This window comes from Saccharopolyspora phatthalungensis, from assembly GCF_014203395.1.
GTDB lineage: Bacteria > Actinomycetota > Actinomycetes > Mycobacteriales > Pseudonocardiaceae > Saccharopolyspora > Saccharopolyspora phatthalungensis.
In genome coordinates this window covers 2,392,813-2,417,717 of the sequence record NZ_JACHIW010000001.1, presented here as the reverse complement: position 1 = coordinate 2,417,717, position 24,905 = coordinate 2,392,813, and the positions used below count along the sequence as shown (strand labels likewise).

The following is a 24,905-nucleotide window of genomic DNA, read 5'->3' as shown; positions in this document are numbered from 1 at the left end:
CGAAATCGAACGAAGGTACCGTGATCCGCATCGCTCATGCACGTCAAGCAAAAGTTGCTGATAGATTAATGCTTCGTGAGCATGGATCTGACGCTTCAGCAGCTCCGCCTGGTTCTCGCCGTGCACGACGCCGGAAGCTTCACGCTCGCCGCCGACCAGCTCCACCTGGCGCAGTCCTCGATGAGTCGCACGGTCCGCGAGGTGGAGCGCAAGCTGGGCATCACGCTGTTCGAACGCACCACGCGCAACCTGGTCACCACGCCGGAAGGCGCCGAATTCTGCCGCGTGGCCCGGCGCATGGTCGAGGCTTTCGACGCCGGGATCAACCACTTCGAAGGCTTTCTGGCAGGCAGCCGCGGCCGGGTGCGGATCGCGGCGCTGCCGTCGTTGGCGGCGATCCTGCTGCCGCCGGTGGTCTCCGCCTACCGCACCGCACATCCCGAGGTCGAACTGTCCATCGAGGACGGCATGTCCGACGAGGTGCTGCACCGGGTCCGGACCGGCGTGGTCGACCTGGCCGTCACCGTGGTGCCCGAACCGCTGCCGGGCCTGCACGTCCGGCCGATCGCCGCCGACCGGTTCTGCTGCGTTTTCCCGCCGTCGCACCGGTTTTCCGAAACGCGGCGGCTCGACTGGGCGGAGCTGGCCGACCAGCCGCACATCGCCTTCGAGCGCACCAGCAGCATCCGGCAGCACGCCGAACGGGCCTTCGCCACGGCGAAGGTGCGCCCCGAGGTGGTGCTGGAGTCGCGCAACATCACCACCGTCGCGGGACTGGTCGCGGCCGGGCTCGGTGTCGCGGTGATGCCCGGCCTGGTGCTACCGCTGATCGGGTTCGCCGGGCTTGAACACCGGGCACTGGGAAATCCCGAAATCCGTCGCCACATCGCCGTGGTCCGCGACCCGCACCGGCCGCTCGCCGCGGCGACCGAGGCGTTCATGGCCGCGATCGGCCAGACCCAGCGCGGCGCGGATCCACTGGCCCCCGAAACCACGTGGCTCTGACCGCGGCCCGGCCGATCCGGCGGCGCGATCAGAACTTTCTCCGATTGATGCCTTGCGTCCGGACCCATCGAGTGATATGCATGATGCATGCATGAACCGCGGCTTGCCAACCTTCTCGGTGCCGCTGCGCTGGCCGTCACCGACGAGGTCCACGGCGCGGTGCGCACCACCGGGCTCAACCCGAGCCAGGTCACGGCGCTGGTGCTGCTCCGCGGCGAATCCGGACTCAGCGTCACCGAGCTCGCAAAACGGATCGGGATCCACCAGACCGCGTGCACGCGGATGGTCGACGCGCTACAGGAGCGCGGTCTGGTCGAACGTCGGCACACCGTCGGCAAGTGGACCCACGTGCACCCCACCGAGGCAGGCCTGCAAGCCGCCGAGGACGTCCTGCAGGCTCGCGGGCATTCGCTGCTGCGGGTGATCGCGCGGCTGGGCGACGACGATCGGCGCGCTTTGGTCGACGGGCTGGAGAAGCTGCTGACCGGCTTGTACGAGGAGGTCGGCTCGGCCGACCGGATCTGCCGGATGTGCGACCGGCCCGCATGCACGCCGACCGGGCACGCCTGCCCGGTCGGTGCCGCGGAACGCGCCCACCGCGGGCCGTAGCGCGCTTCGGAGGTCCGACCGATGGGGGAGCTCCTCGCGTTGAGCTCGGCGCTGTGCTTCGGCATGGCGCACTTCGTGAACGGGCTGGTGTCACGCCGCTTTTCGGGCATCGTCGTCGCGGCTCACGCGCAGGTGGGCGCAACCCTGGTCAGCCTGCTGCTGCTCGCCTTTCCGATCGGACCCGCCACCCCGTCGGCCGTGTGCTGGGGCGCGATTTCCGGGCTGGGCACCGGGATCGGCGTGACGTTGTTGTACCGGGCGATGCAACGCGGGCCGATGAGTGTGGTGGTCCCCATCAGCGATGTCGGCGCGGTGACGCTGCCGGTCGTGTTCGGCATCGCCCTGCTGGACGAACGGCCGACTCCGTTGGCACTGTGCGGAATCGCGGCCAGCGTGCCGGCGATCTGGTTGGTCTCCGGCGGAAAGCGGGCTTCGCGACGCGCTCCGGGCGGGCGCGGCGTGCCGGACGCGTTGATCGCCGGGATCGGTTTCGCCGTGCAGTTCATCGGAATGGGGCAGATTCCCGCAGACGCCGGTTGGTACCCGGTCATCATCAGCCGCATCGCCTCGGTCGTAGTCATCGGCGTGTTGGTCCTCCGAACGGCCGGGGCGCGGCGGCTGCCCGCGAAGTCGGCTGCGACCGCGCTGGTGGGCGGAGCCGTCGGCACCGTTGCGATCATCCTCTACTTGCTTGCCGCCGGTCGGCAGATGATGTCCATCGCCGTCGTGCTCGCGGCCCTTTACCCGGCCGTACCGGTGATTCTCGCGCTCCTGCTGCTCGGCGAACGCATCGACCGCGCACAGCTCCTGGGCCTGTTGTGCGCAGCAGTGGCGATCGGCCTGCTGTCGTTGGCGTAGCGCAATCTGCTGACAGCGACGCGGTCAGGAAGGCTTGACCGCGCGGTGGACCGCCACGACGCCGCTGGTGAGGTCGCGCCAGGCCACATGGGTCCAGCCGACCTCGGCGATCAGCTCCGCGAGCGCACGCTGGTCCGGCCACGCGCGGATGGACTCGGCGAGATAGACGTAGGCGTCCGGATTGGACGACACAGCGCGGGCTATCGGCGGCAGCGCCCGCATCAAGTAGTTCAGGTAGATCGCGCGGAACGGCTGCCAGGTCGGGGTCGAGAACTCGCACACCACCAACCGGCCGCCAGGGCGCACCACCCGCAGCATTTCCCGCAGACCGGCGACCGTGTCGACCAGGTTCCGCAGCCCGAACGAGATCGTCGCCGCGTCGAAGGCACCGTCGGCGAAGGGCAACCGGAGCGCATCCGCCGCGACCATCGGCACCCCGCGATCGCGGCCGACTGACAGCATGCCCAGCGAGAAGTCCGCTGCCACGCACCACGCCCCGGAGCGGGCGAATTCCTGGGTCGACACACCGCTTCCGGCGGCCAGGTCGAGCACCCGCTCGCCCGGCTTCGGGGCCAAGGCCCGCCTGGTCACTTCCCGCCACCGCCGGTCCTGTCCGAAGGACAGCACCGTGTTGGTGAGGTCGTACCTGCGCGCGACGCCGTCGAACATCGCGGCGACCTCGCGAGGATTCTTGTCCAAACCGGCCCGAGACACACGCGAAGCGTACGTGGCGGGACCCGCGCTATCGCCACCACGCCCAGCGGATCCACATCATGGAATCCTTCTTCCGTTTAGGCTAAGCGGCGTAAGCCGCTTGTGGGCATAGGTAAGTCGGGGATCCCGTAGCCCAGGCGGCGACGGTAACTCCCGCAGGGGGACCGCTACCGGCAACGCTAAGGGCGAAAAGAGGCTACCCAAACCACCTTTGAAAGGCCTCGGTAGGCAGAGCGGTTCGTCAAGCAGCCAACTGATCCGCGCCGGCCGCAACCGCGTTGTAGTGCCCGATCAGTTGCTGGCACAGCGCGGGCCAGGTCCGCCCGGCGACCGCCGCGCGTGCGGCTTCGCCGAACCGAGCGCGCAACTCCGGTTCACGCAAAGCCGTGACGGCCGAGCGCAAGGCTTCCGCGTGCACAGCGGCGTCGTCCGCAGGCAACAGATAACCGGTGCGGCCGTGGTCTACGAGATCCCGAGGCCCGCCCGCATCCGGGGCGACAACCGGAACGCCCGAGGCCATTGCCTCCTGCACCGCCTGGCAGAACGTCTCGTGCGGCCCGGTGTGCACGAAAACATCGAGGCTCGCGTAGATCCCCGCCAATTCATCGCCGGTTCGCTGCCCGAGGAAAACCGCCTCCGGCAAGGCCGCGGTCAGGTTCTGGCGCTCGGGGCCGTCACCGACGACGACAAGCCGCACGCCCGGCAGTTCGCCCAACGCCGCCAACCGCTCGATTCGCTTCTCCGGAGCCAACCGCCCCACGTACCCGACCAGCAATTCGCCGTTCGGCGCGAACTCGCGATGCAGGTCCGAATCCCGCCGGTGCGGCGAAAAACGAGTGGTGTCCACCCCCCTGCCCCACCGGTGGACTCGCGGAATTCCATGCTCCCGCAACGTATCCACGGCCCAGGTCGACGGTGCCAGCGTCCGATCGGCCGCATCGTGCAAGCGCCTGATCCAGCGCCACGCCGCACGCGCGGTCAGACCCAATCCGTACGACGCGGCGAAACCCGCGACATCGGTCTGATACACCGCAACGGTCGGGACACCGATCCGGCGCGCGGCGGCGAGACCGCGCGCCCCGACAATGAAAGGCGACGCGAGGTGCACGACGTCGGGCTGGAATTCCTGCAACCCGCGCAGCAACCGGCGCGTCGGAAAGCCGATCGGCAACGACGAAACCAGCGGCAGGTCGACCGCGGGCAGCCGGATCACGGGGAAACCCTCGGCCTCTTCCGGGCCCGCTCCCGGCGCGATCACCATCGCCGCGTCACCCCGGCGACGCAAGTGCTCCAGCACCCGAAGCACGGAGTTCGTCACCCCGTTGATCTGCGGCAGGAAGCTCTCGGTCACGATCGCTATGCGCACGCGGAATACCGTGACGGCTCGGTCCGGCGAACAGTCGACCGCAATGTGACGGCACCGCCAACGACAACCGAAGACCGCGCCAACTCGCCAACCGGCCGGACACGGGACCGCGGTGGCGCGCATTTGTGACCTTCCCCTCCTCCACCGGTCATCTTGGTGTTGCGCGCCGGTCACCCACCGCAAGGACCCTGGGGAGGCATGACGGTCCTGCCTTCCCTGCCCGCGCAGATCGATCCCGGCCTGGTGTCGCGGGCGTTCGAGGTCGCCGGCCGACTCGCGAACGACGCCGCCGACGTCATCATCGCGACCGCGGGTCGGGGAGTGCGCCCCGCACCCACCGAGTCGCCGTTCGACTGGGTCACCGACACCGGCCGCACCCTGGAACGCCACACCCGGCGCATCCTCGCCGACGAATTCCCCGGTATCCCGGTGTTCGGCGAGGAATTCGACGCCGCGCCGACCACGGTGGCCGAGCACTGGGCGGCCCGCGCCGGATCCGCGCGGTTCCGCTGGTCGGTCGACCCGGTCGACGGCACCGCCAACTACGTCGCCGGCCTGCCCTGGTGCGCCTACAGCCTGGCCATGCTCGACGAGCACGGGCCGGTGGTCGGCGTAGTGGCCGACCCCTATCGCACGCAGATCTACGCTGCGGCGCGCGGCCGCGGGATGCGCGCCAACGGCACCCCGGTGCGGCTACCCGAACAGGGCGAAACGCGTGGCGGCATCGTGTGCACCGAACTGACCAAGAACGGACCTTGGCGCGGCATGGACCGATTCATCACCAACGCCGCGAGCGCTCAGGTCGGCGTCCGGCTGCTGGGCTCCCCGGCGCTGGCCATCACCCAGGTCGCGCTCGGCCACACAGCCGCCGCGGTGCTGGACTCCTACCAGGAATGGGACGTCGCCGGTGCGTTAGCGCTGGCCACCGAATCGGGCGCCACCGTGCTGGACCGCCGCGGCAACGTGAACTCGCTCCCGCTGGACGGGTTGCTGGTCGCGGCGCCCGGCATCGCCACGAACGTGCACGACTGGTGGCGCGAAGCCACCGAGCCGAGCTGACCGTCAGGCGGCCGGAAGCAGCGAGCGGGTGGGCGCCGAATCCGGCACCGTGCCGACCACCGCGGACATCGGCCGCAGCAGCGGGAACTGCTCGCGCAACACCGTCACCTGCTCGTTAACCCGGCTGAGGTCGGGCTCGGCGACCAGTTCCACGACCGCCTCCAGCACGTGGTCGGTGACCATGCCGAACCTGGTCGCGGCATCACCGAGCTGGCTCCGCACCCGCCGGACCACGGCGTCGTCGCTGGGCTCACTGCCGGCCAAGCCGCGCCCCAACTCGGAAAGCGCCCGAACGTTCGGCAACTCCGCGTCCATCCGCCGGACCACCGTCTGCAACTGGTGGCGAGCCTGCGTGGAAGACACTGCGTCAACGGCGCGGGCCGCTCGATAAACCGCCTGCTCACACCGCTGGGCCTCGTGCAGCCACTGGTCCGGGAATTCCGACGGGTACGAGCGCACCGGTGTCGCGGACGGCGCGGCAACGGGCACGGTAGGCCGTCTCCTGGTAGAGCGGGCGGCGAGCATCATCCCTGCTCCGCACGCCCCTGCGATCAGCGCGACCAGCACGTGCTCCCAGATTCCGCCCATGTCGAGTTGTGTCCTTCCACTTGGCCGCAGAGGCAGTCGAAACCGGTGTCCCGCCCGTGGACACCGGTCCGACGATGTCGATCGGACCGAAGTTCCCGAGCGCCCCCAGATCACTTTGCGCCCAGCGACCCCCGGAGTTCTTGGGGGAAAGTACTCAATCTGATCGACTCGCTCTGATCGCGTGACAGGGGAATTCACGCACCACACCCGGGCGATCAGGCAAGCGATGCGGATCTGGCCAGGTACTGCATGTCGGCGAGCAGGAACTCCATCGCGCCGGTGTGCGTCCCGTCCCGGCCGCCGGGCCGGGCGAAGACGCCGAACTCGGTCGGGTCCGGCCGCACCAGGCGGGCCACCGAGAAGACCTCGTCGAGGACCCCGCTCACCTCGCTGCGCACCGCTGCCGGGTCGACCCCGCAACCGGCGTCCGCCAGCCGCGCCTCGACCGGGTGCGGGATGAAGAGTTCCCCGGTCATCGGCCACACCCGCTGGAACCCGGCCGCCATCCGCCGCGACGAATCGGCGCTGGCATCGCCGAGCCGGATCACCCACTGGGCGGCGTGGTCGCGATGCCGCGTCAGGCCCGCGATCGACCGCGCCGCCAAGGTGGCCAGCACCGCATCCCGGCTCCGGGCCAGCCGTCCGAACACCGCCACCCGCCAAGCACTGAACAGCAGCAGCCGGGCGATCGTGGCCGAGAAATCTCCGGTCTGGCCCGGCCCGCAGTCGATCTCGACCAGCCGAACATTGCGGAAGTCCGCGGCCGCCCGGAAGTACGCGAGGTTGTCCTCGTCACGCCCCTCGCCTTCGACCTCGCCCGCGCGGTGCAGCAGGATCCTGGCCTGTCCCAACAATTCGAGCGCAATCGCGCCGAGAACGGCGGCCTCTTCCAACTCCGGGGTGCGGATTCCCCACTCGGACAGCCGGTGCGACAGGATCAACGCATCGTCGCCCAGCATCAGGCAGTACCGCGAAAGGTCCGAAGTGGTCACGCCACGGGGAACCGAACGGTCCACAGTAGACAAATAGGGTGCACCGAGTACCCACTGCTGCACATCCGATGCACCGGACTGCACTCCAGGGACGTCCATGGCGACCTCGCAGACGCGGGCCGACGGGCGGTTGCGACGGTGGGATCGCTTCCCCGCCCGTGAGTCCACATCGGTCGTGCGACTCCACCGCTGGCCCCCTCCGGCGGTGCATCCAGTGTCACACCGCCCGACCAACTTAGGGAAGCCTGATCAGCGCTTCAAGGGCCGAAGGTCTCATCTCGCGGTCGGCCGCCGAAGCAACCAGTACACCGGTAATAGCACCGCCCACACCACGGCGAGCGAACTCGACACCGGCAGCAACGACATGACCATGTTGCGCCCGGCGACCCGCACCAGATCCGGATTCCGGGAGTCGTACTCCACGCGTACCAGCTGACCGGTCTGCAGGTCGGCCGGGTACAGCACACCGTTCGGCGGGATGTAGACGCGGCCCTCGTCGGTGTTGAAGCGCACCACGGTGCGGGTCAGCGAAGTGTCCACCACTTCGGCCACCGCTTCGCCCTTGGACTCCTCGATGGTCCGGTCGTTGATGAAGCATGCCAAGATGATCGACAACCCCATCACCGTCAGCAGCCCACCGAGCACCAGCACACCCCGAGCGGCACGCATCCGCCCCCGACGGCGGGACGGACCCGCAGCCGACTGGTCACCGTCCGTACCGGAATCAGTCACCATGTCGGCCGCGTTCTGCGCCACCGCATCGCTCGCCACGGTGACCGATTGTAGGCATCCCATCGTAAGCGGCCTGCATGCCTTCCGTACCGTCTACCGCTTCGCGGGAGACGCATACCCTCCAGGGGTGGCGACTACACCCAGGCTGCTGACGGCGCGGACTCGCAGGCTCGAACCAGGCGACTCCCGAGACGACCGCTCCTTGCTGGACTTACTCCCGGACGCCGACGTGCTCAGCTGGGTTCGTGACGGGGTCGGACTGGTCGGCTGGGGCTGCGCGGCCCGCCTCGACGTCTTCGGCCCCGACCGCTTCAGCAAGGCCGACGCCTGGTGGCGAGAGATGTGTCACCGGTTCGAGGTCATCGACTCGGTCGGGCTGCCCGGCTGCGGGCCGGTGGCATTCGCCAGCCTGGCCTTCGCCGACCAACCCGGGCAGTCGGTGCTGGTCGTCCCCGAAGTCGTCATCGGGGAGCGCGACGGGGTGCGCTGGATCACCACGATCGGTGACGGTTCCGCCGAACCACCGCCGCCCGAACCCGTGCGACCGCCCGGCATGGTGTCCTACAGCGACGGGCAGCTGTCCACGACCGGCTACCGCGAAGCCGTGGCCGAGGCAGTGCGCCGCATGCGGCAAACCGGCGAACTCGACAAGATCGTGCTCGCCCATGACCTGCTGGCCAGCACGTCAGAGCCACTCGACGCGCGATTCCTGCTGCGCAACCTCGCCGCCCGGTACCCGACCTGCTGGACGTTCGCGGTGGACGGCCTCATCGGGGCCACCCCAGAGCTGTTGCTCGAACGCATGGGATACGAAGTGCGGTCCCTAGTTCTCGCCGGCACGGTCTGGCCGCACGAAGGGCACACCACCGAACAACTCGCCACCGAACTGCTCACGTCCGCCAAGAACCGCAGCGAACACGCCTACGCGGCGGAATCGCTGGCGGATCGACTCCGCCCCTTTTGCAGCGATCTCACGGTGTCGAACGAGCCCGAAGTCCTCCAGCTCCGCAACGTCTTGCACCTGGCGACGAACGTCGAGGGCAAGCTCAGCGACTGCAGCGCGCTCAACGGAGCCGCATCGCTTCTGCGGATGGTCGCCGCAGTGCATCCCACGGCGGCAGTCGGTGGCGCTCCGACCGACGACGCCGTGCGGGTGATCGGCGAGCTGGAAGGGATGGACCGGGGTCGCTACGCGGGCCCGGTCGGCTGGCTGGACGGCAGCGGCAACGGCGAATTCGGCATCGCTCTCCGCTGCGCCCAGGTGGAAGCCACCGCCACGCCCGACGTCGGGGCCGGGCGTGGCGGCGGCAAGGTACGGCTGTTCGCCGGGTGCGGAATCGTCCCCGACTCCGACCCCGACCTGGAGGTCGAGGAAGCGGAAGCGAAGCTGCTCCCGGTACGCGAAGCCCTCGAAGGCGTCCGCTAGCGGGAACCGGTCCCGCCCGCACCCTCAGTACCGTGTTCAGTGCCCGTGCAGCAGGGCGTGCGTGCGGTCAATCTCCGCCACGGCCTTCGGCGGCGCCACAGCGGCGTGGGTCGCGCTTGCCGGCACCCCGGTCGCTTCGCCGACCGGCGGCTTGCCCTTGGTGAACAACCAGGTTTTGAACAACTCGTCGAGCTGTTTGCCGGAGCGCTGCTCGGCGAGTGCGATGAACTCCTCGATCGTGCCGGTGGAGTAGCGCTTCTGCGACACCCAGGTCCGGACGATGTCGCGCAGGGCCACGTCGCCGACCACGTTGCGCAACGCGTGCAAGGTCATCGCGCCCCGGTCGTAAACCGCTTTGTGGAACACGTTCTTCGGGCCGGGATCGCCCGGCAAGACCTGCCAGAACGGGTCGTCGGCCGGGTGCGACGCGTAGTAGTGGTCGAACAGTTCCTGCGCGGTGCCGGTGCCGTGCTGCTCCGACCAGAGCCACTCCGCGTACGACGCGAAGCCCTCGTTCAACCAGATGTTGCGCCAGGTGTCCACCGACACCGAGTCGCCGAACCACTGGTGCGCGTTCTCGTGCACCACCACCGACATGTTCGCCCCGTACCGGAAGAACAGGTGGCTGTAGGTCGGTCGGGTCTGGTTCTCCAGCGCGAAGTTCAACCCCTCGGACGAGACCAGCCCGCCCTGCGCCTCAAACGGGTACTCCCCCAGCAGTCCGGTCAGGAACTCGATGACCTCCGGGGTGCGCTCGACGCTGGCCTCCGCGGCACCGGCGAAATCACCGAGCTTCTCGGAGTAGGCGGTGACGAACGGTTGCCCGAACGCCCCGGTCTTCGTGCTGGTTTCGTACTGCCCGGCCGCCATGAACGCCAGATAGGTGGCGGTCGGTTTGGTCGTGCGCCACCGCCAGGTGGTCCAGCCCGCCAGGCTGGAATTCCTGGTGTTCACGCCGTTGGACAACAGCTCGGTTCCGTCCGGAACGGTGACGGCGACGTCGAAGGTCGCCTTGTCCCTGGGGTGGTCGTTGCCCGGGAACCACCAGGACGAGATCTCCGGCTCGCCGACCGCGAGCGCGCCGTCGGAGGTGCGGATCCACGGCTTCAGCCCACCGACCTCGACCGTCGACGGCACGCCCTCGTACTCGACGACGAAGGTCGCCAGGCTCCCCTCGGGCAGGGTTTTCGGCGGAGTCACCGTCAGCTCCGTGCCGTTCTGCGAGAACTTCGCGGCCAAGCCGTTGACCCGCACCGATTTGGTGGTCAGCGCGAAGTCCAGGTCGAACGCGGTCAGGTTCTGCGTCGGTTTCGCGACGATCGTCGTGGTGCCCTGCAGATGGTCATCCGCGGGCTGGTACCGCAGCTGGATGTCGTAGTGCGAGACGTCGTACCCACCGTTTCCGTAGCCGGGGAAGTAGTCGTCGCCCGCGCCCGGCGCTCCCGGTCCATCGCTGCCGGCCAACGCCGGTGTGGCCAGCAAAGCCGTTGCGCAGCACGCCGCTGCCGTGGCTCGCAGGCCGTGTCGTCGAAACACCTGGCACCTCCTTGAACTTCATGTTCCGGTAGGAGAGTAAGGAAGTTCCTATTTACCAGGCATGCTTTCGGCTGGCAGGCTTTTCCCACAATGCAGCGGAAATCCGCGAACGCATGCGGCGGTGCCACCCGAATTAGGGAGCAACTCCCGCCTTTCGAGCTACCTAGGCTGCGAGCGACATCGGCCGAACGTGTGAATTCGACCGGCCGAGCACGCGATCAGCCGAATACTGCCGGAGGACACGGCACGCAGCCCGACACGACGAACAGCCGAACAACGCAAAAAGACACGGCACGCAGCCGGACGCGGCGATCAGCCGAGCAGGGCCGACCGAACGGCGGTCAGCAGCCGCTGGTGCACCGAACGCAGCCGGGCGCGGTCCGCCTGCACCTCGATGACCCTCAAGCCCGGTCGCCATTGCAAGGCGGCACTGAACTCGGACTGCTGCCGCACCAACACGTGCTCGACGCCATGCGCCGCGCAGAGCTTGCCGATGTCGGTTCCGTGTGGCGTGGCGAAGACCCGCTCGAAGGCTTCTCGGTGCTCGGGGCTGCCCTGTTCCAGCAGGGCGAAGATGCCGCCGCCGTCGTCGTTCAGCACGACGATGGTCAGATCGGGGCGCCGTTCGTACGGCCCCAGCATCAACCCGTTGCTGTCGTGCAGGAAAGTCAGGTCGCCGAGGAGTGCGTAGGCGGGTCGGCCATGCGCGACCGCAGCCCCGATCGCGGTCGACACCGTGCCGTCGATGCCGGCCACACCCCGGTTGCGGTGCACGACCACATCGGACCGCTGCCGCGCGGCCAACGCGACGTCCCGGCTCGGGTTCGACGAACCCAGAACCAGCAAGGCGTGTTCGGGCAACGCGTCGACGACTTCGCGCGCCGCCGCGGGCCCGCTCGGCCAACGCTCCAGGTCGAGCGCCGCGTGCAGTGCCGCGGTCGCCTTTTGATCGGCTTGCTGCCACCCGGTGAGCCAATCGGGATCGGCACGTCCCGGCGCGGCACCGAAGGTTTCGGCTACCTCCCGCAGGTTGTGTGCCGGAGCCGGCCAGTCCACTCCGCCATGCGCGAGCAGCACTTCTACATCGATGTCCGCCAGCAAACGCTGGACCTGCCGGAACACCGTCGGGCGACCCACGCACAGCACCTGTTCGGGGCGTTTCTTCTCCATGAACTCGGGTAGGTTCAGCAGCCACATCCCGGTACTGATCGCCGCCGATCCACCGAGCCCCACGCCGCCTGACTCCGATAACACCGGCCAGCCGTAGCGGTCGCCCCATTCGCTGGCACCCTCGGGGCCCCAGTCCGCAACCAGCACGAGTCCGCGCCGTGCGTGCACTTGGGACAGTGTGCTCGGTGTCCAACCGTGCTCGGAAATCTCCGTCCATCGGGCACCGGCCGGGCGACCGGTCAACGGCTCACACCACTGAGCGTCGCCGTCCGGCACCAGCGGCTCCCGGAACGGGACGTTCAAATGCACCGGGCCGCCCCGGGCACCGACGTTCGCGGCGTGCCAAGCTCGACATGTTTGGCTTCGCCAGTACGCGTTCTGTCCAGGACGGTTTTCGGCGACCGCCAGCTCGTCGAACATCCGGACTTCGGCGCCGAACAGCCGGTGTTGGTCGATGGTCTGGTTGGCACCCGCCGCACGCAGTTCCGTCGGCCGATCCGCGGTCAGCACGATCAACGGGACACCCGAGTGGTATGCCTCACTGACCGCCGGATGCAGATTCGTTGCGGCAGTACCCGAGGTGCACACCACCACCACCGGCGACCGCGACCGCGCAGCCAGCCCCAACGCGAGGAAACCCGCGCTGCGCTCGTCAATCCGGACGTGCAGCCGCAAACGCTCCGCGTGCGCGGCTCGGTACAGCGCGTAAGACAGAGGTGCGTTGCGCGACCCCGGGGAGAGCACCACCTGTCGCACCCCGTTGCGGACGAGCTCGTCGACAATGACCTCAGCCTGGGCCGTGGACGGATTCAACCGATCACCTCTGAACATCGCTTGGCGGACTCCGGCTAAGGGGCCATGGCCCCCTCGCCGTCCTCCGCGCAGGCGCCGGGCAGCTGCGGGGAGGCCCCCGCGCCGGGCGCGTGCTGCGCCTATTGTCCCAGGTGTGCAGAATCCGCGTGTCTCTGAGCTGTTCGATCCGGCTTCGTGGGAGCCCGTTGCGGGCTTCGACTTCACCGACATCACCTATCACCGCTGCATTGAGGACGGTCCCGGAAAAGGCACCGTGCGCATCGCGTTCGACCGCCCGGACGTCCGCAACGCATTCCGCCCGCACACCGTCGACGAGCTGTACCGAGCCCTCGACCACGCGCGCATGACCAGCGACGTTGGCTGCGTGCTGATCACCGGCAACGGCCCGTCCAGCAAAGATGGCGGCTGGGCCTTCTGCTCCGGTGGCGATCAACGGATCCGCGGGCGTTCCGGGTACCAGTACGCCAACGGCGAGACCGCCGAGTCGGTCGACCCGGCCCGCGCCGGACGGCTGCACATCCTTGAGGTGCAGCGGCTGATCCGGTTCATGCCGAAGATCGTCATCGCGGTGGTACCGGGCTGGGCCGCCGGCGGCGGACACAGCCTGCACGTCGTGTGCGATCTCACGCTCGCCAGCGCCGAGCACGCCCGTTTCAAACAGACCGACGCCGACGTCGGTAGCTTCGACGGCGGCTTCGGCTCCGCCTACCTGGCCCGCCAGGTCGGCCAGAAGTTCGCCCGCGAGATCTTCTTCCTGGGGCGCCCCTACACCGCCGAGCAGGCACATCAGATGGGCATGGTCAACGCGGTCGTCCCGCACGACGAGCTGGAAACCACCGCACTGCAGTGGTCCCGCGAAATCAACGGCAAATCCCCGACTGCACAGCGCATGCTCAAGTACGCGTTCAACGCCATCGACGACGGGCTGGTCGGTCAGCAGCTGTTCGCCGGCGAGACCACCCGCCTCGCCTACATGACCGACGAGGCCGTCGAAGGGCGCGACTCGTTCCTGCAGAAGCGGACTCCGGACTGGTCCGCCTTCCCCTGGTACTTCTGAGTCCTCGGGATCGGTACCGGGTGGGCCGCAGCCGCTCGCCGCCCGGGACCGATCCCGCTCACGCTCGCCGGCCGACCACCGGTCGAACAGGTCGAAAAGCAGCTCGGCCGGGCACATCAGCACGATCAAGGCCATCATTTCTCAGCTCCTTCCCATCGCGTACAAATCCCATCGACCCAAAGATTCGAACACTTGATCGCTAGAACAGGTGATCGAGTGTCGAAGTTCTCGCCGAGGCGGCACAGTCACGGAGGCGGGCGCTCGCCGACAATGGACGAATGCCGAAAGCCCGCGACTTGCAGCCGCTTCCCGTGCCGCCCGGAACCGGCGCTTTGGCCGTGCTACCGGCGCTGAGGCGGGCCCTGGGCGGAGACGGCCCGGCTCTGCTGCCGGTCGTCGGCAACGACGCGGAGGGGTCCCGCCGACTCGTCGCCGCCCTCGCCGACGGCGCGCCGCTGACCGCCGCCGAAGATCACCCCGACGACCCGACGGCCCTGGTCATCGCCACATCCGGCTCCACCGGCACCCCGAAGGGCGTGCTCCTCCCGGGGTCGGCGCTGCGTGCGTCCGCCGAAGCCACCCATCGCCACCTCGGCGGCCCGGGACACTGGCTGCTGGCCATGCCCGCTCATCACGTTGCGGGCATTCAGGTCCTGGTCCGGGCCGTACTCGCCGGAACCGGCCCGCATGCCGTCGACACCTCGGACGGGTTCCGCCCGGACCGGTTCGCAGCGGCGGCCCGAGAGGTGCTGGCCGCCGACGGCCCGCACTACACGGCCTTGGTACCCACGCAGCTGTCCCGCCTACTCGGCGCCGGCGGCGATGGCCTTGCCACGCTGCGCAAGTTCGATGCGGTGCTACTCGGCGGCGCGGCCACGCCACCGGCCTTACGACAGCAGGCACGCGACTGCGGCGTCCGAGTGACCACGACGTACGGGATGAGCGAGACGTCGGGCGGCTGCGTCTACGACGGGCGGCCGCTGGACATCGCGGAGGTCCACATCGACGGGGAGACCGGGCCGATTCGCCTGGCCGGACCGATGCTGGCCAGGGGATATCGGCACCAACCGGACGCGGCGGCGTTCGCCGACGGCTGGTTCCATTCCGGCGACCTGGGGCGCTGGCAGAGTGGCCGGCTGGAGGTGGTGGGCCGCGGCGACGACATGATCATCACCGGCGGCGTCAACGTCGCCCCGCTGCCGGTCGAGCGGGCCCTCACCGAACAAGCCGGGGTCCGCGAGGCGTGCGTGCTCGGCGTACCGCACCCGGAGTGGGGCCAGGCGGTGGTCGCCGCGGTCGTACCGGAAGACCCGGCCGAGCCACCCTCCCCGGACACGCTTCGAGCGGCGGTCCGCGATCGGCTCAGCGCCGCCGCCACCCCGAAGCGCATAGTTTTGCTTACGGAGTTGCCGTTGCGCGGCCCCGGAAAGCCGGATCGCCGGGCCTTGCGCAACTTGCTCGGGTGACTACCGGCGACCGCGTGACTACCGGCGACGGTCATCACTAGCTGACTGTCGTGGCCTGAGCTTCTGCACTCGGAACAACCTCGCGCTCCGCGGCCCAAGCCGACGCGGGCCGCCGCCCGTCGACGCGGCCGATCGGTTCGGTCACCCGTCGTAACCGCCGGGCTCCTGAGCTGCGGGGCTCTCGCCGACGGCACTCACCCGTGCGCGAAGATGACTCACATGGCGACTGTCGCTCAATGGATCGAAGGCGCTCGCATCCGCACCTTGCCAAATGCGATCGCACCAGTGCTCGCGGGAACCGGCGCGGCAGCGGGGGTCGACGGGTTCGACCCGATGATCGCAGTTCTCGCGCTCCTCGTTTCACTGCTGTTGATCATCGGGGTGAACTTCGCCAATGACTACTCCGACGGCATCCGGGGCACCGACGACGACCGGGTCGGCCCGTTCCGCCTGGTCGGTTCGGGTTCGGTGAAGCCGACCGCAGTGCGCACCGCCGCATGGGCCTGCTTCGGGCTCGCGGCGGTCGCCGGCCTCGGCGTGCTTGTCCTCAGTGGACAGTGGTGGATGCTGGCGGTCGGCGCGCTCTGCATCGCCGGAGCCTGGTATTACACCGGCGGCAAACGCCCCTACGGCTACGCGGGCCTGGGCGAGCTTGCCGTATTCGTCTTCTTCGGGCTGGTCGCGGTGCTGGGCACCATGTACGTGCAGGCCGGCATGATCTCTGGCTCCGGCATCGGCGTAGCGGTGGGTATCGGATCGCTGTCCAGCGCGGTGCTGGTGGCAAACAACCTCCGCGACATCCCATCCGACCGCGTGACCGGCAAGCGCACCCTCGCGGTGCTGCTCGGCGACCGCGACACCCGCACGCTCTACGTCGCGCTGACGCTCGTCCCGTTCCTGATCACCGTTCTGATCGGACTGCGGAATTCTTGGGCCCTGCTCGGCTTCCTCGCCTTGCCGACACTCATCGTCCCGTTACGCGCGGTGGCAGGCGGCGCGCAGGGACGTGCCCTGATCCCGGCACTGCGCGACACGGGCTTCGCCATGCTGGCGTGGTCAATCATCACCGGCCTCGCCCTGGCCCTCGGATGACAGGCCGCCCGCCTCTTCGCAGGCGGGGCTTTACCCGCGTTCAGCCCCAGAACTTGTGCTTTCCCGGCCCGGGCCGGGACGGTTCACACCACGAGGGCGGCGAGCACGTACTGCGTGACGAGCTGAGCCTTCGCGCACTGGTCGGTGTCCGCTTCACCCGCCGTCACCGAAATTTGCAACGTCGCTCCCGCAACACCGGCGAAGACGGTGCAGTCACTGGCGTGCATGGTCTGGGTGCCGCGCACGGTGCCCAGATTTACCTCGTCGCGGCCGAGCATCGCGAAGCCCTCCGGCTGAGCGCCGATCAACACGGAACGCTTGCCGTTGCGGGCTTCGAAACTGCAGCCGCGCACCTGCGGATCGAAGCCGATCTCTCGCGATTTCCCAGCGTCCACCGGGAAGGCCAGCGCGCTCAATTCACCGGGATCGACCAACCCACACAGCTGATCTGCGGGTAGCTCCGCGAGCTTTTTCCGCTGCTCTGGCGGCACTTTGCGGGTGATCGACGGTGCTGGAGATTCCGGCGCGGATTCCTCGGCCGTGCTGGTCCGCGTGGTCGGCGCGGCGGCCGGCGGGGCCTGCGCACCTGGGGTGCAGCCGGACACCATCCCGAGCAACGCGACTCCGAACAGCCAACCCCAACGCCTCACCGACACACCGACCTTCCTGCGCGGGCTCCCGTGCTCAGTCTGCCCGGAACTCGCCGGTGGCATGGAAGTGGTCCAGAACCGCGGTCGGCGCGGTCAGGTCCAGGCCGCGCTCAGCGACCCAGGCGTCGTCGTAGTAGGTGTGCGTGTAGCGCTCCCCGCCATCGCACAGCACCGTCACGATGCTGCCGCTGCGGCCCTGCTGAATCAGCTCCGAGACCAGGGCAAACACACCCCACAGATTCGTTCCGGTGGATCCGCCGACACGCCGCCCCAGCACCCGTTCCACGCTGCGGATCGTGGCGATCGACGCCGCGTCCGGCACCTTGATCATCCGGTCGATCGCCTCCCCGACGAACGACGGCTCTACTCGCGGGCGTCCGATGCCCTCGATCAGCGATCCGCAGTCGCTGGTGCGGGTCGGGTCGCCGTCCCGCCAGGCATCGAAGAACACCGAGTGTTCGGGGTCAACGACGGCCAGCTTCGTGTTGTGCCGGCGGTAGCGCAGGTAGCGCCCGATGGTCGCGCTGGTGCCCCCGGTGCCCGCACCGACCACCACCCACGCCGGTTCGGCGTGCGGTTCCAGAGCGAGCTGCTCGAAGATCGATTCGGCGATGTTGTTGTTGCCCCGCCAGTCGGTGGCCCGTTCGGCGTGGGTGAACTGGTCCATGAAATGGCCGCCGAGTTCGGCGGCCAGCCGACGGGACTCGGTGTAGATCGCGCCGGGCTCGTCTACGAAGTGACAGCGTCCGCCGTGCCATTCGATCAGCGACACCTTCTCGCGGCTGGTGGAGCGGGGCATCACCGCGATGAACGGCAACCCCAGCAGGCGCGCGAAGTAGGCCTCGGAAACCGCAGTGGACCCCGACGAAGCCTCAATGACGGGTGTGTTTTCCGTCACCCAGCCGTTGCAGATCGCGTACAGGAACAGCGATCGGGCCAGCCGGTGCTTGAGCGAACCAGTCGGATGTGTTGACTCATCCTTGAGATAGAGGTCTATTCCCCACGAGACGGGCAACGGATAGCGCAGCAGATGGGTGTCCGCGCTGCGGTTCGCGTCGGCCTCGATGACGCGGACGGCTTCACTGGTCCAGCCGCGCGTTTGGGTGCAGGAGCGGTCGATGCCGAAGTTGTCGATCACCGGCCTGTTGTCGATCGCGGCGCTGTTGTCGATCACCGGGCTGTTGTCGCTCATTGAGCGTCCGGGGTCCGCTCGCCGCGCAGCTGCGCGCGGAGCTCCTCGCGGCGCGCCCGGCGCTCGGCCGCGCGCGCCGCCATCCCGGCGGCGACCCTGCGGCGCAGTCGACCCAACACCAGCAGCGATAACGGCATCACGACCACAACCGACACCGCCAACGCGACCAGGCCCGGCACGTGCACCAGCATCAGCACCGCGGCCACCGCGGCCACCATCGCGAGCCTGGCGATGGTGTACAGCGTGATGTCGCGCGCGAGGTTCGGCTGCGCGCCGTGATCCACCGTTTCGGCGTCCTGCTGTTCCTGCACGTCATCCAGGGTAGAGCAACCGACCTGGCGACCGATCTGCCACCTGAGCGCGCGGATCCGGCTCGCCCGAAGCGCCGTTTTCGTCCCTTACCTTCCCTTTACCTAAACCCAAATGTTCGAGTACCTGACCATCCAAGTGCCAGGATGCGACCGGAATGCCCGAATAACCACTACTCGCAACGTGGAGGTCACCTGTGACCGCGACGACCCAGCAGCCTCGCCAGAACGGTCAGGAGCAGCTCCTCACCCCCGGTGAGGTCGCGGCGCTCTTCCGGGTCGATCCCAAGACCGTGACGCGGTGGGCGACCGCCGGCCGGATCGGCTCCATCCGGACCCCGGGCGGCCACCGCCGCTTCCGCGAGTCCGAGGTCCGCACCCTGCTGGCCGAGCTGACCAACGACGTCAACCGGTCGGCCTGAGCCGCAACTCGCTGAGCTCGCCCGCGCCTCGGCCACCGGCGAGCCCTCCGCCACCGATCTGAAGATCGCCGGTGGCCCTTGCGACCGCGGATCCAGGTGGCGCCTCGCTGACGGCGAGGCGCCACCTGGATCCGCCATTAGCAGCGCCACCCGCGACAACGACAACCCGAGCCGGGATTGGCTAATCTCGAAGCGGGATAGTTGGAGGTGGCCACGATGATCTATGTGCTGGCAGCGATCGGTGCGCTCACCATCGTCGTGCTGATGTGGAAGGCGTTCGGTCCCCAGGCAACCGGGGCGGCGCGGCAGCGTACCCGGCGGGCACCGATCGCGCCGGACGACGACCCCGAATTCCTGCGTCGGCTCAACGAGCAGCAGCGCAAGCCACGCCCCGGCGAAGACGACTGAGCACGCAGTTGGTGTGGGCGTCGGACGCCCGCACCAACCCGACGTCAGCCCCGGTTGCGGCCGGGAGCGTGCGGGAAGTCGTCGGCCACGATCGCGGCCAGTTCCAGCAGCGCCATCCGGGTCGGCGCGTCAAGCTGGTCCAGCTCCACCTCCGCGCCCTCCTCCAGATGCGGGTCGAACGGGATCTTCGACACGGCGCGGCAGCGCGCCCCGAAATGCGCGGCCAGCTTGTCCACGTCGACCTTGCCGGAACCCGGTCGCACCGAGTTGATCACCGCCACGGACCGGGTCACCAGGTCGCCGTACCCGTGCGCGTCCAGCCAGTCCAATGTGGCCGAGGCGCTGCGCGCCCCGTCGATCGAGCTGGACGACACGATGACCAGCGAATCCGCCAGGTCAAGCACGCCCTTCATCGCGGAGTGCATCAGGCCGGTGCCGCAGTCGGTGAGCACCACGTTGTAGAAGTGCTCCAGCAGCGTGACGGTGCGCCGGTAGTCGTCTTCGCTGAATGCCTCCGAGACGGCCGGATCCTGCTCGCTGGCGAGGATCTCCAACCGGCTCGGCCCCTGCGAGGTGTAGGAGCGGACATCGCTGTACTTGCGGACCCGATGCGCGTCCCGCAGCAGGTGCCGCACGGTCGCGGTGGTCTCCAGCGGGATCTTCTGGCTCAGCGTGCCGCGGTCGGGATTCGCATCGACGGCGATCACCCGGTCACCGCGCAGCGACGAGAAGGTGGACCCGAGCGTAGCGGTGGCCGTGGTCTTGCCGACGCCGCCCTTGAGGCTCAGCATCGCGATCTTGTAGCAGCCCTGCAGCGGCTGGTTGACCCGGGTGATCAGCTCACGCCGCCGCCGGTCGCCCGGGCCTTCGCCGAGGTTCACCGTCTTTCCGCTGGCCAGGTAAACCGCCTTACGCCAACCCGATTGGGGTGACCGTTTGGTCTGCCGAAGCAGCTGAGCGGACGAGAGGTCCTGGCCGATCGGCTGATCCGCGCTTCCTGCGGGCGGGGCAACCTGGTGAAATGACGAAAACGACTGCTGCGGGCCCGGGTGCGGTCCGCCCTGCTGGTTCTGCTGCCCGTACGGCTGCCCGGGCTGGTGCGGGTCACCGGTGGTATACGGTCCGGACGGCCCGCCCGACGCTGGCGGGTACGGTCCGGACGGTCCACCGGAAACCGGCGGGTACGGACCGGACGACCCACCGGAAACCGGGGAATACGGCCCAGAAGGTCCACCGGAAACCGAGTAGGGCCCCGACTGCGCTCCCGACACCGGGTGCGGTCCCGAGACGTTCGGTTGGTGGTGCGGTCCGGAAGCCATTGCGTCGCCATAGCGCGGGCCAGCCGGGTATTGCTGCGGGCCGGATTGGCTCGGGTCGGGGTACCGCTGCGGTCCTGCCGCGCCGCCGGGGAAGTACGGCGTGGGCGCATCGCTCGCCGAGTACGGCCCGGAATGCGGGCCCGACTGCTCGACCTGCGTCGGGTCCACATACGACGGTGCCGGGTGTTCGGTGGTCGGATGCGGCTGCCCCGGCGACGTCTCCGGTTCGACGTAGTGTCCTCCCGAAGTCGGCGCCGCACCGTTGCCCGTGGTCTGGGGCTCGGCGATCGCACCGTCGGCCTGCGCCGCAGCGGTATCCGCCTCCGGCCGCGCTTCGGGCTCTTCGTACTGTCCGGTCACCGTTGCCGTCCCTCCAACAATCGAGTCGGGCCCTGCCGGAGCCAATCGAGATCTCCCCGCTTCCGCAAGGCACGGTAGTCCCAGATATACCGGCAAGACACCGGGGGTGGCTGGTAGGCTCCGCCGCCGGTCAGCGCCTGCAGAACCCGAACGGAGCAGGTGGCCGACGATGGTCCGGGCTCGATACCAGCCGCGATCGATTGTCGTCGGTGCGGTGGGCGGTGCCGATCATGAGCTCACAGTCCAGCGTACGAGTGAAGCCCGGCGACAACGATGTTGATGAAGAACAGGTTGAAGATCATGACGGCCAGGCCGAAGATGTTGATCCACGCGGCCCTGATACCCCGCCAACCGGCGGTGGCCCGGGCGTGCAGGTACGCGGCGTAGACGATCCACGCGATGAACGAGCAGGTTTCCTTCGGGTCCCAGCCCCAGAACCGGCCCCAGGCCGCCTCGGCCCAGATCGCGCCCGCGACGATCGCGAACGTCCAGACCGGGAAGATGATCACGGTGGCGCGGTAGGCAATCCGGTCCAGTGCCTGGCTGGTCGGCAGGCGGGGGCCGAACTTGGCCAGCTTCAGCGGGTTGTTCTCGTACCGGGACCTCAGCAGGTACAGGACGCTGGCCACGCCGGCGAACAGCAGGACGCCGCTGGAGACGATCGCCGCCGTGACGTGGATGACGATCCAGTAGGACTGCAGCGCCGGCTGCAACGGGGCCGCCTGGGCGTAGAGCACCGTGCCGGACAGGAACAGCAGCACGATGACGGGCAGCATCAGGAATCCGCCGAGCCCGCGCAACTGCGTCGGGGTGGCCTCGCGCCGGTCGGTGCGCAGCTGGCGGAACAGCACGATGAGCCAGGCCACCACCGCGGCCAGGCAGATCGCCGAGCCGAATTCGTACATGTTGCCCCACGGCACCCGGCCGGTGGCAAAACCACGCAGCAGGAGGGAGGCGGCGTGCACCAGTGCGCCAAGCACGGTCATGGCGACGGCCATACCACCGAGCCGCTCGCTCAGCGGGCGCCTCGCCGGGGTCTCCACGTGTCCGATCACGGGGGTCGCGGTGGAATCAGCGGAACCGGCGTTGACCAGCACGGACTCGCGCTTGCGGGGCGCCCCTGTCCGGCCGTAGGCGAATTCCCCGAAATACAGCAACATCGCGGCGATGTAGACGACCACGGAGGTCGCGTACGCCATGTCGCTGTAGGTCGACAGCGTCTCATTGACCGACATCAGCTCTTCCTTTCGCGCGCTGGCCCTGCGACCGCGCGTGACTGCGGCGAGTGGTCGACACCCGTGCCGAGCAGGTCAGCGGTCAGCCTGGTGAACTCCTCGCCATAACCGGCCTGATCCGTGCGGGCGAGTCCGCCGACCTCGACAACGGTACGCGCGGAACCGGAATCGCCCGGTTCCGGGTTCGGCACGACCCGGACCCACACGCGGCGGCGCTTGATGATCAGCGAGGTGCCGATGCCGAAGATGATGGCGAGGGCGAAGACAAGCACCCAGGACTGGAAGGGGTCGTGTGAAATCTGCAGGTTCGCCCAGCGCTCCACGCCGTCGAAGCGGATCGTGGTGCCGTCGTCGAGGCGGATCTCCTGGCCGAGGCGAAGGTTCTGGCGAGCGACTCGCTTGAGTCTGCCCTGCTCCACCATCGACTGGTCCACTCCGAAGATCGACTGGCCGCGCCCGGAGTCGAGGCCAAGGTCGCCGCGGAGCACGTCCACGGCCACGGCCGGGTCGAGCAGGTCCGGGAAGCCGGAGCTCAGCAAGGCACCGTCGAACGAGGCAGTGGGCGCGAACAGGCCGGTGATGGCGAGCTGGTTCTGGCGTCGTTGCACCTCGTCCTGCACGCCCGGCGGGTCGAACTTGGTGGCGCCCTGCGAAAGCATCGTCTGCACGGAAACCGGCTGCCACTGGATGATCCCGGTGCGCTGCTGGCCGTTGGGGAATGTCACCGTGAACTTCGGGGCGTACCCGTTGCCGCTCAGGTAGATGCGGTCACCGGCGGTGCGCAGCGGGTGGTTGACCTGCAGCGGGTAGGGGCGCCAGGTGTTGGTATCCAGGTCGCTGCCGGACTGGTACTGCATGTCGACGCGATAGCTCTCGACCTGCCCGGTGTGCTGGTACTGCACGTCGAAACCGTTGAGGCGCACGCAGAACGGGCTGAGCTGCGTGCCGTCGACGTTGAGCCCGGCGCGGAAGGAGTCGTAGTTGTAGGTCCCGGAGTTGCAGAACTCGGAGCCGTCGGCCACCACGATGACCTGGCCCTCGTAGCCGTAGAGCTTGCCGCCCGCGACACAGATGAGCAGGCCGACCAGGGAGAAGTGGAAGACGAGGTTGCCGATCTCGCGCAGAAATCCGCGCTCGGCGCTGATCGAACGCGAGCCGTCGTCTTCGTCGCGTTCGACCATGCGCCAGCCACGCAGCCGCGTGCGGGCCGAGGCCAGCACCTCGTCGGCCGAGGCATCGAGGGTGCCGTTCTCGTAGTGCGGCATCCGGGAGAGGTTGCGCGGCGTCCGGACCGGCTTGCTGCGCCACTGCTTGTAGTACTCGTAGCAGCGCGGCAGCAGGCAACCGATCAACGAGATGAACAGCAGTACATAGATGGAGGCGAACCAGACCGAGCTGAAGACCTCGAACGCGCCGAGCTTGTCGAGGATCGGCGCCAGCGTCGGGTAATCACGGAAGTAACGGTCCACTTCGGACTGATTCAGCGAGCGCTGCGGGATCAGCGCGCCGGGTAACGCGGCCAGCGCGAGCAGGAACAGCAGCACCAGCGCGGTGCGCATCGAAGTCAACCCGCGCCAGGTGTTGCGCAGGAACGCCAGGGTGGTGGTCAGGTAGTTGCGCATCAGATGGGCGTCTCGAAACCGGCGATCGGGCCTCGAATTATCGCGATCAGCTCCCCCCAGAGTCCGGTGACGAGCAGCATGCCCACCACCACCAGCAGCACGCCGCCCGCGATCTGGATGGCGCGTGCCCGCCTACGCAGCCAGCCAGCGCTGCGGACGGCCCACCGCGCACCGATGGCGAGCAGCACGAACGGCAGGCCGAGCCCGAGGCAGTACGCCAGGATCAGCAGGATGCCGCGGGTCGCGGTGCCCGTGTCCACGTCGGTGCCGGCCGCTACCGAAATGACGCCGACCAGCGTCGGACTGAGGCAGGGGGTCCAGCCGAGGCCGAACACGGCGCCCAGCAGCGGCGCGCCCCACACCCCGGCACGGGGCACCCGGTGCACCCGCACGTCACGTTGCAGGGCTGGCACCAGCCCTAGGAACACCAACCCCATCGCGACCGTGACCACCCCGCCGATGCGCTGCAGGAGCAACTCGTTGGCCACCAGAACGTCCGACAACCCGAGAAGCAGCAGAGCGCCGGCCGCGAACACGACGCTGAAACCGGCCACGAAGAGCAAAGCGGCTCCAGCGACTCGCCAGCGCCCGCGGCGGCCCTGCTCGGCCTCCTGGGCGTCCACGGGCGGAGCCTCGGCGCCGACGACCCCGGCCAGGTAGGCCAGGTAGCCAGGCACCAGCGGCACCACACAGGGCGAAGCAAAGCTAATCGCCCCGGCGAGCGCTGCGACCGCCGCCGCGAAAAGCAGCGGACCGGACGCGGCGAGCTCGGTGGGGTTCACAACTCGAGGGTAAGAAAGTCAAGACCACGAGCTTTCACCGGGCTCGGTGAACCGCGCCACATCGTCCCAGGTGAACGCCTTGGCCAGGCACGGTGCGGCGCTGCTAGGGCCTTTGGTCCCGCGT

The 24,905-nt window shown here is 68.7% G+C and carries 24 protein-coding genes; 10 read left to right on the top strand and 14 right to left on the bottom strand.

Annotated elements, in window-relative coordinates; translation table 11 throughout:
• Nucleotides 1-81: 81 nt before the first annotated feature.
• The 3 genes from BJ970_RS10905 (at nucleotide 82) to BJ970_RS10895 (ending at nucleotide 2,472) form a co-directional block, all read left to right on the top strand.
• The gene (locus tag BJ970_RS10905; RefSeq protein WP_221467783.1) at nucleotides 82-1,005 is read left to right on the top strand and encodes a LysR family transcriptional regulator; all 924 of its coding nucleotides are present in this window, start codon (nucleotides 82-84) and stop codon (nucleotides 1,003-1,005) included.
• 87 nt (nucleotides 1,006-1,092) lie between these two features.
• Complete coding sequence (locus BJ970_RS10900; protein ID WP_184726152.1) at nucleotides 1,093-1,614, top strand: MarR family winged helix-turn-helix transcriptional regulator; 522 nt, start codon at nucleotides 1,093-1,095, stop codon at nucleotides 1,612-1,614.
• A gap of 21 nt (nucleotides 1,615-1,635) precedes the next feature.
• Entirely contained in the window at nucleotides 1,636-2,472 is an 837-nt protein-coding gene (locus BJ970_RS10895; protein ID WP_184726151.1) for an EamA family transporter, read from the top strand.
• Between the two features lie 24 nt (nucleotides 2,473-2,496).
• On the opposite strand, the gene BJ970_RS10890 is transcribed toward BJ970_RS10895, so the two are convergent.
• Entirely contained in the window at nucleotides 2,497-3,186 is a 690-nt protein-coding gene (locus BJ970_RS10890) for a demethylmenaquinone methyltransferase (protein ID WP_184726150.1), read from the bottom strand.
• A 241-nt stretch (nucleotides 3,187-3,427) separates the two neighbouring features.
• A complete protein-coding gene (locus tag BJ970_RS10885) occupies nucleotides 3,428-4,552 on the bottom strand; it encodes a glycosyltransferase family 4 protein (RefSeq protein WP_312864207.1) in 1,125 nt (374 codons plus the stop codon).
• 198 nt (nucleotides 4,553-4,750) lie between these two features.
• On the opposite strand from BJ970_RS10885, the gene BJ970_RS10880 reads away from it, so the two are divergent.
• A complete protein-coding gene (locus BJ970_RS10880; protein WP_184726148.1) occupies nucleotides 4,751-5,611 on the top strand; it encodes an inositol monophosphatase family protein in 861 nt (286 codons plus the stop codon).
• Between the two features lie 3 nt (nucleotides 5,612-5,614).
• On the opposite strand, the gene BJ970_RS10875 is transcribed toward BJ970_RS10880, so the two are convergent.
• From BJ970_RS10875 to BJ970_RS10865, 3 genes are all read right to left on the bottom strand, one after another.
• Entirely contained in the window at nucleotides 5,615-6,199 is a 585-nt protein-coding gene (locus BJ970_RS10875; protein ID WP_184726147.1) for a hypothetical protein, read from the bottom strand.
• 215 nt (nucleotides 6,200-6,414) lie between these two features.
• Nucleotides 6,415-7,290: a 1,2-phenylacetyl-CoA epoxidase subunit PaaC gene (gene paaC / locus BJ970_RS10870; protein ID WP_184726146.1), complete on the bottom strand. Its 876-nt coding sequence runs from the start codon at nucleotides 7,288-7,290 to the stop codon at nucleotides 6,415-6,417.
• A gap of 174 nt (nucleotides 7,291-7,464) precedes the next feature.
• On the bottom strand, nucleotides 7,465-7,962 hold the full coding sequence (locus BJ970_RS10865; protein ID WP_312864205.1) for a DUF3592 domain-containing protein: 498 nt from the start codon (nucleotides 7,960-7,962) through the stop codon (nucleotides 7,465-7,467).
• 88 nt (nucleotides 7,963-8,050) lie between these two features.
• On the opposite strand from BJ970_RS10865, the gene BJ970_RS10860 reads away from it, so the two are divergent.
• Complete coding sequence (locus BJ970_RS10860) at nucleotides 8,051-9,349, top strand: isochorismate synthase (RefSeq protein WP_312864204.1); 1,299 nt, start codon at nucleotides 8,051-8,053, stop codon at nucleotides 9,347-9,349.
• Between the two features lie 36 nt (nucleotides 9,350-9,385).
• On the opposite strand, the gene BJ970_RS10855 is transcribed toward BJ970_RS10860, so the two are convergent.
• Both BJ970_RS10855 and menD read right to left on the bottom strand, forming a co-directional pair.
• Nucleotides 9,386-10,885: a M1 family metallopeptidase gene (locus tag BJ970_RS10855; protein WP_184726144.1), complete on the bottom strand. Its 1,500-nt coding sequence runs from the start codon at nucleotides 10,883-10,885 to the stop codon at nucleotides 9,386-9,388.
• A gap of 312 nt (nucleotides 10,886-11,197) precedes the next feature.
• Nucleotides 11,198-12,868 carry a 2-succinyl-5-enolpyruvyl-6-hydroxy-3-cyclohexene-1-carboxylic-acid synthase gene (gene menD, locus BJ970_RS10850; RefSeq protein WP_184726143.1) on the bottom strand — a complete coding sequence of 557 codons (1,671 nt, stop codon included), beginning with the start codon at nucleotides 12,866-12,868 and terminating at the stop codon, nucleotides 11,198-11,200.
• A 133-nt stretch (nucleotides 12,869-13,001) separates the two neighbouring features.
• Here menD and BJ970_RS10845 point away from each other — a divergent pair, with 133 nt between their 5' ends.
• The 3 genes from BJ970_RS10845 (at nucleotide 13,002) to BJ970_RS10835 (ending at nucleotide 16,483) form a co-directional block, all read left to right on the top strand.
• The gene (locus BJ970_RS10845; protein WP_184726142.1) at nucleotides 13,002-13,925 is read left to right on the top strand and encodes a 1,4-dihydroxy-2-naphthoyl-CoA synthase; all 924 of its coding nucleotides are present in this window, start codon (nucleotides 13,002-13,004) and stop codon (nucleotides 13,923-13,925) included.
• A gap of 278 nt (nucleotides 13,926-14,203) precedes the next feature.
• Nucleotides 14,204-15,391 carry an o-succinylbenzoate--CoA ligase gene (gene menE / locus BJ970_RS10840; RefSeq protein WP_184726141.1) on the top strand — a complete coding sequence of 396 codons (1,188 nt, stop codon included), beginning with the start codon at nucleotides 14,204-14,206 and terminating at the stop codon, nucleotides 15,389-15,391.
• A gap of 219 nt (nucleotides 15,392-15,610) precedes the next feature.
• On the top strand, nucleotides 15,611-16,483 hold the full coding sequence (locus BJ970_RS10835) for a 1,4-dihydroxy-2-naphthoate polyprenyltransferase (protein WP_184726140.1): 873 nt from the start codon (nucleotides 15,611-15,613) through the stop codon (nucleotides 16,481-16,483).
• An 83-nt stretch (nucleotides 16,484-16,566) separates the two neighbouring features.
• Here the strand turns inward: BJ970_RS10835 and BJ970_RS10830 are convergent, their stop codons facing one another.
• The 3 genes from BJ970_RS10830 to BJ970_RS10820 are packed head-to-tail and all read right to left on the bottom strand — an operon-like array spanning nucleotide 16,567 to nucleotide 18,636.
• Nucleotides 16,567-17,139, bottom strand: coding sequence for a DUF3558 family protein (locus tag BJ970_RS10830; RefSeq protein WP_184726139.1), 573 nt, complete (start codon nucleotides 17,137-17,139; stop codon nucleotides 16,567-16,569).
• Between the two features lie 28 nt (nucleotides 17,140-17,167).
• The gene (gene cds1, locus BJ970_RS10825; RefSeq protein ID WP_221467108.1) at nucleotides 17,168-18,325 is read right to left on the bottom strand and encodes an L-cysteine desulfhydrase Cds1; all 1,158 of its coding nucleotides are present in this window, start codon (nucleotides 18,323-18,325) and stop codon (nucleotides 17,168-17,170) included.
• Nucleotides 18,322-18,636 carry a DUF4229 domain-containing protein gene (locus BJ970_RS10820; protein WP_312864203.1) on the bottom strand — a complete coding sequence of 105 codons (315 nt, stop codon included), beginning with the start codon at nucleotides 18,634-18,636 and terminating at the stop codon, nucleotides 18,322-18,324. The genes cds1 and BJ970_RS10820 overlap by 4 nt, the downstream gene beginning before the upstream one ends.
• A 194-nt stretch (nucleotides 18,637-18,830) precedes the next feature.
• Here BJ970_RS10820 and BJ970_RS10815 point away from each other — a divergent pair, with 194 nt between their 5' ends.
• Nucleotides 18,831-19,055 (top strand): BldC family transcriptional regulator, encoded by a 225-nt coding sequence (locus BJ970_RS10815; RefSeq protein ID WP_168585575.1) that lies wholly within the window; start codon nucleotides 18,831-18,833, stop codon nucleotides 19,053-19,055.
• A 216-nt stretch (nucleotides 19,056-19,271) separates the two neighbouring features.
• On the top strand, nucleotides 19,272-19,463 hold the full coding sequence (locus BJ970_RS10810) for a hypothetical protein (protein ID WP_184726138.1): 192 nt from the start codon (nucleotides 19,272-19,274) through the stop codon (nucleotides 19,461-19,463).
• A 44-nt stretch (nucleotides 19,464-19,507) separates the two neighbouring features.
• On the opposite strand, the gene BJ970_RS10805 is transcribed toward BJ970_RS10810, so the two are convergent.
• From BJ970_RS10805 to BJ970_RS10790, 4 genes are all read right to left on the bottom strand, one after another.
• Complete coding sequence (locus BJ970_RS10805; RefSeq protein WP_184726137.1) at nucleotides 19,508-21,142, bottom strand: MinD/ParA family ATP-binding protein; 1,635 nt, start codon at nucleotides 21,140-21,142, stop codon at nucleotides 19,508-19,510.
• Nucleotides 21,143-21,378: 236 nt separating this feature from the next.
• On the bottom strand, nucleotides 21,379-22,377 hold the full coding sequence (gene ccsB, locus BJ970_RS10800; protein WP_184726136.1) for a c-type cytochrome biogenesis protein CcsB: 999 nt from the start codon (nucleotides 22,375-22,377) through the stop codon (nucleotides 21,379-21,381).
• Nucleotides 22,377-23,999, bottom strand: a complete 1,623-nt coding sequence (gene resB, locus BJ970_RS10795) for a cytochrome c biogenesis protein ResB (RefSeq protein WP_184726135.1) — start codon at nucleotides 23,997-23,999, stop codon at nucleotides 22,377-22,379. Before resB ends, ccsB begins: the two co-directional genes overlap by 1 nt.
• Complete coding sequence (locus BJ970_RS10790) at nucleotides 23,999-24,781, bottom strand: cytochrome c biogenesis CcdA family protein (RefSeq protein ID WP_184726134.1); 783 nt, start codon at nucleotides 24,779-24,781, stop codon at nucleotides 23,999-24,001. The genes resB and BJ970_RS10790 overlap by 1 nt, the downstream gene beginning before the upstream one ends.
• Between the last annotated feature and the right edge of the window lie 124 nt (nucleotides 24,782-24,905).